General features: G+C 69.5%; 11 protein-coding genes. 6 read left to right on the forward strand and 5 right to left on the reverse strand.

Annotated features, from left to right (window positions below):
* A partial coding sequence (locus tag QQK83_RS17275; protein WP_284266375.1) for an efflux RND transporter periplasmic adaptor subunit occupies positions 1 to 921 on the forward strand: 921 nt, incomplete at its 5' end.
* A 3-nt stretch (positions 922 to 924) separates the two neighbouring features.
* A complete protein-coding gene (locus QQK83_RS17280) occupies positions 925 to 4,305 on the forward strand; it encodes an efflux RND transporter permease subunit (protein ID WP_284266377.1) in 3,381 nt (1,126 codons plus the stop codon).
* A gap of 21 nt (positions 4,306 to 4,326) precedes the next feature.
* Here QQK83_RS17280 and QQK83_RS17285 read toward each other — a convergent pair whose 3' ends face one another.
* A complete protein-coding gene (locus tag QQK83_RS17285; RefSeq protein WP_284266379.1) occupies positions 4,327 to 5,151 on the reverse strand; it encodes a protein-disulfide reductase DsbD domain-containing protein in 825 nt (274 codons plus the stop codon).
* Between the two features lie 123 nt (positions 5,152 to 5,274).
* Between QQK83_RS17285 and QQK83_RS17290 the strand changes: the two genes are divergently transcribed.
* Together QQK83_RS17290 and QQK83_RS17295 are read left to right on the forward strand one after the other, a co-directional pair.
* On the forward strand, positions 5,275 to 5,856 hold the full coding sequence (locus QQK83_RS17290; RefSeq protein ID WP_284266381.1) for a YqgE/AlgH family protein: 582 nt from the start codon (positions 5,275 to 5,277) through the stop codon (positions 5,854 to 5,856).
* A 27-nt stretch (positions 5,857 to 5,883) separates the two neighbouring features.
* On the forward strand, positions 5,884 to 6,519 hold the full coding sequence (locus QQK83_RS17295; protein WP_284266383.1) for an NAD(P)-dependent oxidoreductase: 636 nt from the start codon (positions 5,884 to 5,886) through the stop codon (positions 6,517 to 6,519).
* A 92-nt stretch (positions 6,520 to 6,611) separates the two neighbouring features.
* Here the strand turns inward: QQK83_RS17295 and QQK83_RS17300 are convergent, their stop codons facing one another.
* From QQK83_RS17300 to QQK83_RS17310, 3 genes are read right to left on the reverse strand one after another with little or no spacing between them, the layout of a single operon-like run.
* Positions 6,612 to 7,751 (reverse strand): CaiB/BaiF CoA transferase family protein, encoded by a 1,140-nt coding sequence (locus QQK83_RS17300; RefSeq protein WP_284266385.1) that lies wholly within the window; start codon positions 7,749 to 7,751, stop codon positions 6,612 to 6,614.
* Positions 7,748 to 8,413 carry a DsbA family protein gene (locus QQK83_RS17305; protein ID WP_284266387.1) on the reverse strand — a complete coding sequence of 222 codons (666 nt, stop codon included), beginning with the start codon at positions 8,411 to 8,413 and terminating at the stop codon, positions 7,748 to 7,750. The genes QQK83_RS17300 and QQK83_RS17305 overlap by 4 nt, the downstream gene beginning before the upstream one ends.
* Before the next feature lie 15 nt (positions 8,414 to 8,428).
* Positions 8,429 to 8,959 (reverse strand): DUF721 domain-containing protein, encoded by a 531-nt coding sequence (locus QQK83_RS17310; protein ID WP_284266389.1) that lies wholly within the window; start codon positions 8,957 to 8,959, stop codon positions 8,429 to 8,431.
* Between the two features lie 82 nt (positions 8,960 to 9,041).
* Here QQK83_RS17310 and mutY point away from each other — a divergent pair, with 82 nt between their 5' ends.
* Positions 9,042 to 10,127 (forward strand): A/G-specific adenine glycosylase, encoded by a 1,086-nt coding sequence (mutY, locus tag QQK83_RS17315; protein ID WP_284266390.1) that lies wholly within the window; start codon positions 9,042 to 9,044, stop codon positions 10,125 to 10,127.
* Positions 10,128 to 10,185: 58 nt separating this feature from the next.
* The gene (locus QQK83_RS17320; RefSeq protein ID WP_284266391.1) at positions 10,186 to 11,319 is read left to right on the forward strand and encodes an alkane 1-monooxygenase; all 1,134 of its coding nucleotides are present in this window, start codon (positions 10,186 to 10,188) and stop codon (positions 11,317 to 11,319) included.
* Here the strand turns inward: QQK83_RS17320 and QQK83_RS17325 are convergent.
* The coding region (locus QQK83_RS17325; protein ID WP_284266392.1) for an RNA polymerase sigma factor at positions 11,316 to 12,497 on the reverse strand (1,182 nt) is incomplete at its 5' end. The genes QQK83_RS17320 and QQK83_RS17325 overlap by 4 nt on opposite strands.

Genomic DNA, 12,497 nt, shown 5'->3' on the forward strand with positions numbered 1-12,497 from the left:
GAAACCGCCGAGCTTGCCGCGGCCACCGCCCAGCAGGCCGTGCTCAGCCGCCGTCAGGCGCTGGCCAGCGCCGAGGCGCGCGTGGCGCAGGCCGAGACCGCGCTGGATCGCCGCCGTATCGCGCTCTCCGAGGCCGAGCGGATGCTGGCGCGCACCACGCTCACCGCCGAGTTCGACGGGGTGCTGTCCGAGGTGAATGTCGTCGCAGGCCGCCTTGTGAACCGCAACGAGCAGGTCGCACGGCTGATCGATCCCGATGCGCTGGAAGTGTCCTTTCGCATCTCGACCGCGCAATATGTCCGGCTGATCGGCGAGACCGGCACCCTGCCGCAGGTGGATGTGCGCGTGATCCTCGATGTCTTCGGCCTCGACATGGTGGCCGAGGGCGTGCTGACCCGCGAATCCGGCGCGGTGGAGGAGGGGCAATCGGGCCGCCTTCTGTTTGCGCGCATCGACGACCCGCGGGGCCTGCGCGTGGGCGATTTCGTCCGCGTCGAGGTCGAAGAGCCGCCGCTCGAGTTCGTCGCCCGCCTGCCCGCAACCGCGCTGGGGTCCGACGGTCAGCTCCTCGTGCTGGGCGAGGACGACCGGCTGGACGCCGTCGAGGTCCAGCTTCTCCGCCGTCAGGGCGATGACGTGCTGATCCGCGCCCGCGGCCTGCAGGGCCGCGAGGTGGTGCTCGCGCGCACACCCGCGCTTGGCGCGGGCATTCGCGTCAACCCGATCCGCGACGCCGATGCCCCGCCCGCCGAGCCCGAGACCATCGCGCTTGACCCCGATCGCCGCGCGCGGCTGATCGCCTTCGTCGAGGGCAACGGCTTCATCCCGCAGGACGTCAAGGCGCGGATGCTGAACCAGCTGCAACAGGACGAGGTTCCGGCGCAGATGGTCGACCGCCTCGAAAGCCGGATGGGAAGCTGACCGATGCGCAGCCTTCCCCCCGCCGGTGCCGGCATCCTCGGCTATTTCACCCGCCACCGCACGGCGGCGAACCTGCTTCTGGTGCTCATGGTGGTCGCAGGCCTTGCCGCGATCCCGCAGATGCGGGCGCAGTTTTTCCCCGATGTCGTCTCGGACGAGATCGACATCGTCGTGACATGGGACGGCGCGGGCGCCGAGGACGTGGACGAGGCCATCGTCGCGGTCATGGAACCTGTGTTGCTGGCCGTCCCCGGCGTCGCCGGGTCCTCGGCCACCAGCCGCGAGGGGCGCAGCTCGATCGCGCTGGAGTTCGAACCGGGCTGGGACATGGGGCGCGCCGCCGACGAGGTGCAGCAGGCGCTCGACGCCATCACCGACCTGCCCGAAGACGCCGGCGACCCCGAGGTGCGCCGCGGCGCATGGTGGGACCGCGTGACCGACGTGGTCATCACCGGCCCCGTCGCGCCCGCGCAGCTGGGCCGTTTCGCCGATGAATTCACCGCGCGCCTGTTCGACGCGGGCGTCACCCGCGCCACGATCCGCGGTGTTGCAGCCCCGCAAACGGTGGTCGAGGTGCCCTCGGCCTCGCTGATCCGCTACGACGTCTCGATGTCCGAGATCGCGGCGGTGATCGCGGCTGCCGCCTCCACCTCGCCCGCGGGGGATGTGGATGCCGCCAATGCCCGCATCCGGACCGGGGCCGCGCAGCGCAGCGCGCCCGAGATCGCAGCGCTGACGCTGCGGACCAATGCCGACGGCTCGGCGCTGACCATCGGCGATGTCGCCGTGGTCAGGACCGAGGGCGTTGACCGCGAGCGCGCCTATTTCGTCGGCGAGAACCCCGCCATCTCGATCCGCGTCGACCGCTCCGAGGACGGCGATGCCATCGCCATCCAGGGCGTCGTCGAAGAGGTCGCCGCCGAGATGCAGGCGACGCTGCCCGAGGGCACCACCATCGACCTGATCCGCACCCGCGCCGACGCGATCACCGGGCGGCTCGACATCCTGATGGACAACGCGCTGATGGGGCTCGCCCTCGTGGTGGGCCTGCTGTTCCTGTTCCTCAATGCGCGCACCGCCTTCTGGGTGGCGGCGGGCATCCCCGTCGCGCTGACCGCGGCCATCGCGCTGATGTGGGTGGCGGGGCTGACGATCAACATGATCTCGCTCTTCGCGCTGATCATCACGCTGGGCATCGTCGTCGATGACGCCATCGTCGTCGGCGAACACGCCGATTACCGCGCCCGCACGCTGGGCGAAGACCCGGTGACCGCCGCCGAGAACGCCGCCCGCCGCATGGCCGCGCCGGTCTTTTCGGCCACGGTCACCACGGTTCTGGCCTTTGCCGCGCTCACCTCGGTCGGGGGGCGTTTCGGCAGCCTGATCGCCGACATCCCCTTTACCGTGATCGTCGTGCTGATCGCCTCGCTGGTCGAGTGCTTCCTGATCCTGCCCAATCACATGGCCCATGCGCTTGCCCATTCCGCGAAGACGCATTGGTATGACATGCCCTCGCGCCTCGTGAACCGCGGCTTCGACCGGGTGAAGGAGCGGCTTTTCCGCCCCGCCATGCGGCTTGTCATCGCCGCGCGCTACCCGGTTCTGGCTGCGATGATCCTGATCCTTGCCACGCAGGTGGCCAGTTTCATCCGGGGCGACGTGACTTGGCGCTTCTTCAATGCGCCCGAGCTCAGTTCGGTCTCGGGCAACTTCGCCATGCTCGACGGCGCCACCCGCGAAGACAGTCTTGCGATGATGCGCGAGATGCAGCGCGCGACCGAGGCCGTGGCGGCACGGCTCGAGGCTGAACACGGGCTGAACCCGCTGGCCTACGTGATGGGCGAGATCGGCGGGAACACCGGCGGCGGGCTGTCGGGGGTCGAGAACAAGGACGCCGACCTGCTCGGGTCCATCGCCATCGAACTGATCGAGGCCGACCTGCGCCCCTATTCAAGCTTCGCCTTCGTCGCCGAACTGCAGGATGAGGTGCGCCAGCTGCCCATGGCCGAGGTCGTCAGCTTCCGCGGGTTCCGCGGCGGTCCGGGCGGCGATGCCATCGACGTGCAGATCTTCGGCGCCGACACCGCCACGCTGAAAGAGGCTGCGGTCTCGCTTCAGACCGAGCTGGGCCGCTTCGGCGAGGTTTCGGGCCTGCAGGACAGCATGGCCTATGACCGCGAGGAGCTGTCGCTCGAGCTGACCCCGCAGGGCGAGGCGCTGGGGTTCGAGATCGGCGCGCTCGGCCGCGTTCTGCGCAACCGTCTCGGCGGGATCGAGGCGGCGACCTATCCCGACGGGCCGCGCACCGCCTCGATCCGGGTCGAACTGCCCGCGGGTGAGCTGACCGCCGATTTCCTCGACCGCACGCTCCTGCGCTCGGCCTCGGGGCAATACGTGCCGCTGGCCGACATCGTCACCGTCACCGCGCGGCAGGGCTTTTCGACCATCCAGCGCGAGAACGGCGTGCGCCTGATCTCGGTCACCGGCGACCTGTCCGAGGACGACCCCGCCCGCGCCGCCGAGATCATGACCGAGCTGCAGGAGGTCATCATCCCCGGCCTCGAGGAGCGCTATGGCGTCGCCACCCAGCTTTCGGGCCTCGCCGAGCAGGAGCGCGCGTTTCTCGACGACGCGATGACCGGCTTCATCCTGTGCCTGCTGGGGATCTACCTTGTGCTCGCGTGGATCTTCGCCAGCTGGACGCGGCCCATGGTGGTGATGGTGATCATCCCCTTCGGCCTTGTCGGTGCGATCTACGGTCATGTTCTGTGGGATGTGCCGCTGTCGATGTTCACCGTGGTGGGGCTGATCGGGATGACCGGCATCATCATCAACGATTCCATCGTTCTCGTGACCACCATCGACGAATACGCCGAGGAGCGTGGGTTGATCCCCGCCATCGTCGACGGCACCTGCGACCGCCTGCGACCCGTGCTGCTTACGACGCTCACGACCGTGCTGGGGCTTGCACCGCTGCTCTACGAAGGCTCGGCCGATGCGCAGTTCCTGAAGCCCACGGTCATCACGCTGGTCTATGGCCTCGGCTTCGGCATGGTGATCGTGCTTCTGGTCGTGCCCGCGATCCTTGCGATGCAACAGGATTTCGCCAAGCAGTTCACCGCGCTCCGCCGCGCCACGGGCACGCTCACGCGGCATCCGGCGATGGGTTTCGGCGTTGGCGCGCTGGCCGTGGCGCTGACGGCGCTGTTCGCCGCGACGCTCGGCAGCGCACTGGCGACGGGCGGCATGATCGGACCGCTGGCCGGTCTGGGCACGGGTATTGGCCCGGCGTTCGGGGTCTTCCTTGCAGGGGCGGCGTTGCTTTGCGTGCTGGGCTGGACGGTCGCGGCCGCGCTTCACCTGGTCAGCCGCCGCAGCGCGTAGGGCGGGCAACCTGCCCGCCGCTCACCCGGTGCAGCCGTCCAGTTCCACCGCCATTCGGGTGCCGATCACCGTGATCCGCAGGTCCGACCGGTTCAGCGCGAACGGCCCGCTGTCGGCGGGCACCACATCGACCGTTCCGCGGATCGTGCCGCCCTCGCGGCGGGTGACCGCCTCCGACACCCAGATCTGCGGGTCGCGGTGTTCGACCACCACCGTCTCGTCGTTGCCGGTGGACGGCATCGGTGCCGACACCGTCACCCGAAGCCCGTCCGAAATCGGTTCGATCGCACAGGTGGCGGTGCCGGCCCCGGCTTCCGTGGCGGTCAGGGGACGATCCGACAGCGCCAGCCCGATCTCGCGGACGCGGTCGGTTCCGGGCGGCAGAAGGCCGTCCAGCTCCAACGTGACCGGCATGCAGACATCGAGGCAGACGCCCATCTCGACCCGTCCCGCGATCTCGACCGTTCCGTCCTCGCTCAGGGCGAACTCGACCGGCAACACCACGTCGTCGCGGTAGCCGATCGAGCGCATCCCGTTGGTAAAGAACACCTCGGGCCGCGGCCAGTGGATCGCCATGCCGGTGATCCCCTCGGCCTCGGTCAGGCGCAGCACCGTGGGCACCCCGCCTTCGCCCGGCGCGCGCCAGTAGGTCTTCCACCCCGGTGCCAGCGCGATACGGAGCGCGGCCATGTGGTTGCCGTTCGGCAGCCGCCAACCGGGCAGAAAGGACACATGCACCACGTCCTCGGCCGTCCGGCCCTCGAACTCGGCGAAAGCGGGGGCCGCCGAAAGGGCGGTCGCACAGGCCAGAAGCGCGGCGAGGGTTTTGCGGACACGGTCAATCATCCCATCGGAGCTAGGCAGTCGCAGATGAAATGAAAAGTCACGTTTTGGCGAAACGCGTCTGTCTGTGGCCAGGTTGCCGCGGCACGCTTGATTGCCGGGGGCGCACGCCCCATCCTTTCAGGCATGACCGATGCCAGCGCACGCCCCGAAGACCTGACCGGCAAACTGCTGATCGCCATGCCCGACATGGGCGACCCGCGGTTCCATGGCAGTGTCGTGTTCCTCTGTGTGCATTCCGAGGAGGGCGCGATGGGGCTGATCGTCAACAAGCCGATGCCGGATGTCAGCCTCGGCGACCTTCTCGACCAGCTCGAGATCGCGCGCGGCCCGGCCACGCCGGACCTGTCGGTCGGTTTCGGCGGCCCGGTCGAGCTGCGGCGCGGCTTCGTGTTGCATAGTGCGGAGTATCACGGCGACCGCGACGAGCGCCTTGCCGTCGATGACCGCTTCGCCATGACCGCGACGCTCGACGTGCTCGAGGATATCGCCCGCGGCACCGGCCCCGAGCAGGCGCTGCTGGCGCTCGGCTATGCCGGATGGGGCCCCGGCCAGCTCGAGGGCGAGATCCGCGACAACGGTTGGCTCACCGCCGAGGCCACGCCCGAGATCGTCTTCGCCCCCCGGATGGAGGGCAAATGGGCGGCGGCGCTGGCCTCGCTCGGCATCTCGCCCCTGACGCTCTCCTCCGAGGCCGGCCATGCCTGACCCGCGCCCGATCCGAAAGGACATCGCATGAAGCTGACCGTCATCGGCGCGAGCCGCGGGATCGGCCGCAAGACCGTGGACTATGCCCTGTCCCGCGGCCATTCGGTGCGTGCCGTCGCCCGCGGCGCGGACCGCATGGAGACCCGGGCCGAGGGCTTCGAGGCGATGCCGGGCGATGCCACCGATCCCGCGTTGCTGGCCCGCGCCGTCGCGGGCGTCGATGCCGTGATCCTCACCCTCGGCGCGCCGCGCGACCTGCGCGTGCTGAAGCCCACGACACTGTTTTCCAGCGCCACGCAGGCGCTCATCCCCGTGATGGAGGCGGCGGGTGTGCGGCGTCTTCTGGCCGTGACCGGCTTCGGTGCGGGCGACAGCGAGGCAAAGTTGTCGACGCTGGAAAAGATCCCCTTCAAGCTGTTCCTGGGTCGCGCCTATGCCGACAAGGCGGTGCAGGAGGAGCTCATCAGGGGCTCGGGCCTCGACTGGACCATCGCCCGGCCGGGCATCCTGAACGACACCGTGATGAGCGGTAGATACAAGGTGCTGGTCGCGCCCGAGACCTGGCGGCAGGGGATCATCAGCCGCGCCGACGTGGCGCATTTCCTCGTCCACGCCGCCGAGGACGCCAGCCACATCCACCAGACCCCGGCCATCCAGCGATAAGGTCGGCCACGGGCGGCAAGGCGCTTGCAAGCGCCTTGAAAAGCGCCTTGCAACGGGCTTCGCCCGACCGCGACGCCCGCATGGGGGCGGGGTCAGTCCCGTGGGCTCCAGCCCGCGCGCGCGTCATCCTCGCCGAGCCGCGGCGCGGGCCGCTCCAGCGCCACCTCCGCATCCGAGAAGCGGAAGGGCGGGCGCACGCCCGGCACCCCGTCCAGCTCGATCCGCGCGCCGCGCGCGGCGACCTGCGGATCGGCAAAGACCTCGGCCAGGTCGTTGATCGGTCCCGCCGGAACCCCCTCGGCCTCGCAGGCCGCAAGCAGATCGGCCTTGGCCCAGCCCAACGTCGCCGCCGTCAGCCGCCGGGTCATCTCTGCGCGGTGCGCGATCCGGTCCGCGTTGGTCAGGTAGTCGGGGTCTTCGGCCATGTCGCCAAGCCCGAGGATGCTGCAAAGTCGGCGGTATTGCGCGTCGTTCCCCGTGGCGATGATGATCCAGCCATCCGCGCAGTCGAAGACCTGGTAGGGCGTCAGGTTCTGATGCGCGTTCCCGATCCGCGCAGGCGCCACCCCGGTCGTCAGGTAGTTCATCGCCTGGTTCGCCATCACCGACACGGCGGTGTCCATCAGGCTCATGTCGATATGCTGGCCCGTGCCGGTCGCTTGGCGCAGGTGCAGCGCCGCAAGGATCGCGTTGGCGGCGTAAAGCCCCGTGAAGATATCCGTCACCGCGACGCCGACCTTTTGCGGCTGCCCCTCGGGCGCGCCGGTCACCGACATCAGCCCGCTCATCCCCTGGATGATGTAATCGTAGCCCGCCCGATGCGCATAGGGCCCGGTCTGCCCGAAGCCGGTGATCGAGCAATAGACCAGCCCGGGGTTCACCGCGCTAAGGCTCTCGAAATCGAGCCCGTATTTCGCCAGACCGCCGAGCTTGAAATTCTCGATCAGCACATCCGCCTCGCGGGCCAGTTCCAGCACGCGTGCGCGCCCCTCCTCGGTGCGGAAATCGGCGGTGACCGAGTGCTTGCCGCGGTTGCAGGCGTGGAAATAGGCGGCCGAGCGGTCGCCCTCGCGCTCGACGAAGGGCGGGCCCCAGCGGCGGGTGTCGTCGCCCTCGGGCGCTTCGACCTTGATCACCTCGGCACCGAGGTCGGCCAGAGTCTGACCGGCCCAGGGGCCGGCCAGGATGCGCGCCAGTTCGAGGACGCGGACGCCCCTGAGCGGTGCCGTCATTGCGCGGCGAGCGCCGCGTCGATCAGGCCCGAGAACTCCTCGAAGCTCATGTTCGAATGCATCGTGCCGTCGATCACGAAATGCGGCGTGCCGGGGATGTCGTGAACCTCGCGGTTCGCCTGCTCCCAGGTGATCAGCGCCTGCGCCATCTCGGCATCGGTCATGCAGGCGTCGAGCTGCTCGTTCGTCATTCCCGCGGTGCGCCCGATGCGGCGCAGGTTCTCGGCGATCTGGGCCGGGCTGCCCTGCACCCATTCCGACTGCCGTTCGTAGATCAGGTCGACGACGCCGAAATAGCGCATCGGCCCGGCGCAGCGCGCGACCATGCTGGCCCAGAGGCCGGGACGGTCGAAATAGACCTCGCGGTAGATGAAACGCACCTGCCCGCTGTCGACATACTCGGCCTTGAGCCGGGGCATGGTGTTCTGGTGGAAGGTCCGGCAATGCGGACAGGTGAACGAGGCGTATTCGATCACCTCCACCGGCGCATCCGGCGAGCCGATGACCATCTCGATCACCTCGGGTGAGCCGGTCGCGGCTTCCTGTGCATGGGCCGGTTGCGGCAGAAGCGGCATGGGGCCTTGGCCGGGGCGCAGCAGTGCGTAGGCGCCGACGGCAACGGCGCCTGCTCCGGCGCCCATCAATAGGGTCCTGCGATCCATGGTGGATGTCTCTCCTTAGGCTTTTCGCGGGGTTAACACGTTTTCTGCAAGGCGGGCGAGGGCCTGTTTCAGGCCCGCGTCCTCGATGCCCTCCATGCCTTCCAACACGCGGGCCAGCCGCGCGGGGTCGGGTTTCGGGGCGGGTTTCGGCGGGGCCTTGCGAAAGGCGACCTGCCCCTCGGCAAAGCCCGTGGGGGCGGTCTGGGTGATGTGGACATGCGCCACCGCGCGGTAGCCGTAGGTGGCGTTCACCCGCTCGACGATGCGGTCCTTCTGCATCTCCAGCACCGGCGCGTTCGCGCCTGTGGTCAGCACCACCAGCGTGCCGCCGAAGCCGCGGCCATAGGTGATCTTCACCGGCCGCGCGATGGCGGCAAGGTCTTCGCCCACGATCTCGGGCCAATGGGTCAAGAGCTTCGCCTCGCCGAAGCCGCGCTTTTCGGCGGGTGCCTTCAGCTCGCGCGACAGAAGCGCCGCGGCCGTCTCGAAGCCGCGCATGCGGCGGCGCGGCGGTTCGGTCTTCTGCTGTTTGGGCTTGCGCGGCATGGGTTGCTTTCTTCGGCTCATGGGCAATCTATGCCGTAACGCGATGCTAACCAATAACAGGCGGCGAGGGGGCAGATAAACCTTGCGTGACGGGATATCCCAAGGCTTTTCCGATGATGCGCCGGCGGCGGCGCTTCTGCCGTGGTATGACCGGCACGCGCGCGCCCTGCCCTGGCGCGTGGGGCCCGAGGCGCTGGCGGCGGGCGAACGCCCCGATCCGTACCGGGTCTGGCTGTCCGAGATCATGCTGCAACAGACCACCGTCGCCGCCGTCCGCGACTACTTCCACCGCTTCACCGCGCGTTGGCCGACCGTGACCGCGCTGGCCGAGGCGGAAGATGCCGAGGTCATGGCCGAGTGGGCAGGCCTTGGCTATTACGCCCGCGCGCGGAACCTGCTGAAATGCGCCCGCGTCGTGGCAGGCGATCACGGCGGCATCTTTCCCGACACCGAGGACGGGCTACGCGACCTTCCCGGCATCGGCCCCTACACGGCGGCGGCCATCGCGGCCATCGCCTTCGACCGCCCCGCCGCCGTCATGGACGGCAATGTCGAGCGTGTGCTGTCGCGGCTCTTCGCCGTCGAAACGCCGCTCCCCGCGTCCAAGCCCGAGCTGCGCGCGCTGGCCGAGCGGCTCACGCCAAACACCCGCCCCGGCTGCTACGCGCAGGCGGTGATGGACCTTGGCGCCACGATCTGCACGCCGAAATCGCCCGCCTGCGGCATCTGCCCGGTGATGTCGCTCTGCGCGGCGCGGCGGACCGGCATCGCCGCCGACCTGCCCCGCAAGACGCCGAAGAAACCCAAGCCCACCCGCCTCGGCATCGCCTATCTGGTGCGTCGTGAAGACGGCGCGGTGCTGCTGGAAACCCGCCCCGACAAAGGGCTTCTCGGCGGCATGCTGGGTTGGCCCGGCACCGACTGGGCCGAGGACACGCCGCAGGACGCGCCCCCGATGGACGTCCCTTGGCACGACCCGGGCCTCGAGGTGCGCCACACCTTCACCCATTTCCACCTGCGCCTCGCGCTGCGCCTTGCCCATGTGCCGACGGATGCGACACCCGACCGCGGCGAGTTTCATCCGCGCGCCACATTCCGGCCCGCAAGCCTGCCTACCGTGATGCGCAAGGCCTGGGACCTTGCCCAAGGGGCGTGGCCCGAGGATTGACGATTGCCCGGCCGCGCGTGATCCTCGCGGCCATGGAGGACGAGGAGATGACCGGCCCATGACCCCCGCCGCACAGGTCGCCCGCATCACCCGCGCGCTGCCCTTCTGGCTGTCGCTGGGGCTTTTTCCGTTGATCGCCTTCGTCGCGGGGCAGGGCGGCTGGTGGCTGATCCTGATGCCGCTGTCGACATGGTGGCTTTTCACCGGTCTGGATGCCGTGCTGGGGCTGGAGCTGGAAAACGCCGACCCCGAGACGCCGGATGAACAACTCTTCTGGTATCGCCTCGTCACGCTGGTCTGGTTCCCGCTGCAAGCCGTCACGATCTTCGCGCTGATCTGGTATGCCACCCGCGCGCCGCATCTCTCGACGGCCGAGCAATTCGGCCTGTTCTTCGGGGTCGGCGTGATCTCGGGAACCATCGGGATCACCTATGCGCACGAGATGATGCACCAGAAGAACAGGTTGGAGCGCTGGCTGGCCGACCTGCTGCTGGCGACCGTGCTCTATTCGCATTTCCGCTCCGAGCATCTGCTGGTCCATCACCGCTACGTCGGCACCACGCGCGATCCGGTGACGGCACGCTACAACGAAGGCTTCCACCGCTTCTTTCCCCGCGTGCTGCGCGAGAGCCTGACCAGCGCCTTCGCCGCCGAACGCGCGATGCTGGCGCGCAAGGGCAAGCCGTGGACCGACCCCGCCAACCCGTTCTGGCGCTACTGGGCGTTGCAGGCGGCCTGCCTTGTCGCGGCCTTCGCGCTTGGCGGCTGGATGGGCGTCGCGCTCTTCGTCTTCCAGGCCTTCATCGCCGTCTGGCAGCTGGAGCTGACCAATTACATCGAGCACTACGGCTTGACGCGCCGCCACCTGGGCGAGGGGAAATACGAACATGTCCTGCCGCGCCACAGCTGGAACGCGGCGCACAAGGCGTCGAACTGGCTTCTGATCAACCTGCAGCGGCATTCCGATCACCACTACAAGCCCGACCGCCGCTTTCCGCTGCTGCAGAACCACAGCGACGAGGACGCGCCGCAACTGCCCTTTGGCTATCCGATCATGACCATGGCCGCGATGATCCCGCCGCTCTGGAAGCGCGTGATGAACCCTCGGGTGCGCGAATGGCGTCGCCACTACTACCCCGACATCACGGATTGGCACCCCTTCAACAAGGGGCTGAACCCCGCGCCGCGTTAAGCGCGGGTGCCCAGCCACGCCCGGACCGCCGGGTCGTCGGTCAGCGCCATCGCCCGCGCGCGGGCGGCCTCGGCGCCCTCGCGGTCGCCGGCCCGAAGACACAGCTCAAGCCGCGCGGCCCAATAGGGTTGATAGGCGTCGACGCGTGCCGTCGGGGTCGCATCGAGCATCTGCAACCCCCGCTCAGGTCCGCGCGCCGCGCCATGCACCACGGCGCGCGACACCTCGGCGGCGAGGCTCGGCCAGCGCGAGACGAGGAAATCGTAGAGCGCACACAGCACCGCCGGATCGCCGGTCTGGCCGCGCGGGGCCTGCACCTGCACCGACTGGATCGCCGCCTCGGTCTGGAACCGGCCCGGCCGCCCCATGCGCGCCGCCGCTTCCAGCGTCGCCTCGGCCTCGGCCACCATCGCGCCGTCCCAAAGCGCGCGGTCCTGCTCGGCCAGCGGCACGTAGCCGCCCGCTGCATCCCGCCGCGCTCCGCGTCGTGCCTCGCAATAAAGCACCAACGCCAGAAGGCCCAAAGGCTCGGGTTCATCCGGCATCAGCTCGACCACCAGCCGCGCGAGAAACAGCGCCTCGGCCGCAAGGTCTTCGCCCGCGCGCCCCGCGGCCAGCCCGCCCGGCACCTCCCAGCCCAGCCCGTAGGCCGCGTAGATCGCCAGCAGCACATCGTCGAGCCGCCCCTCGATCTCGCCCTTGCCCGGCACGCGAAAGGGCACGCCCGCGCCCCGGATCTTGGCCTTGGCCCGGCTGAGCCGCTGGCCCAGCGTCGCGGGCGGCACCACGAAGGCCCGCGCGATACGCGCTGCATCGAGCCCCAGCACCGTCTGCAGGATCATCGCCGCGCGCACGCCACGGTCGATGGCCGGATGGGCGCAGGCGAACATCAGCTTCAGCCGGTCGTCAGGGAACTCCGGAACCTCCCGCTCCATCGCCTCCTCCATCAGGATATCGAGCGTGGCCCGCGCGCCCCCGGCTGTCTCGGCCGCGCGTCGGGTCTTGCCCGCCGCGCGCCGGGCCACCGTCAGCAGCCACGCCTCGGGGCTGTCGGGCACGCCCGTTTCGGGCCAGCGCCGCAGCGCCGTGGCAAAGGCCTCGGCCAACGCATCCTCGGCCCCGGCGATGTCGCGCGTGCGCGCGGCCACGAGCGCCACCAGCCGCCCGTAGCCCGTGCG

The sequence above is a fragment of the Roseicyclus amphidinii genome, assembly GCF_030163755.1.
GTDB classification, from domain to species: domain Bacteria; phylum Pseudomonadota; class Alphaproteobacteria; order Rhodobacterales; family Rhodobacteraceae; genus Roseicyclus; species Roseicyclus amphidinii.

Bases quoted from the DNA above. Each gene is read 5' to 3' on its own strand.
- QQK83_RS17280 (WP_284266377.1), top strand. From the start codon at position 925: ATGCGCAGCCTTCCCCCCGCCGGTGCCGGCATCCTCGGCTATTTCACC.
- QQK83_RS17285 (WP_284266379.1), bottom strand. From the start codon at position 5,151: ATGATTGACCGTGTCCGCAAAACCCTCGCCGCGCTTCTGGCCTGTGCG.
- QQK83_RS17290 (WP_284266381.1), top strand. From the start codon at position 5,275: ATGACCGATGCCAGCGCACGCCCCGAAGACCTGACCGGCAAACTGCTG.
- QQK83_RS17295 (WP_284266383.1), top strand. From the start codon at position 5,884: ATGAAGCTGACCGTCATCGGCGCGAGCCGCGGGATCGGCCGCAAGACC.
- QQK83_RS17300 (WP_284266385.1), bottom strand. From the start codon at position 7,751: ATGACGGCACCGCTCAGGGGCGTCCGCGTCCTCGAACTGGCGCGCATC.
- QQK83_RS17305 (WP_284266387.1), bottom strand. From the start codon at position 8,413: ATGGATCGCAGGACCCTATTGATGGGCGCCGGAGCAGGCGCCGTTGCC.
- QQK83_RS17310 (WP_284266389.1), bottom strand. From the start codon at position 8,959: ATGCCGCGCAAGCCCAAACAGCAGAAGACCGAACCGCCGCGCCGCCGC.
- QQK83_RS17320 (WP_284266391.1), top strand. From the start codon at position 10,186: ATGACCCCCGCCGCACAGGTCGCCCGCATCACCCGCGCGCTGCCCTTC.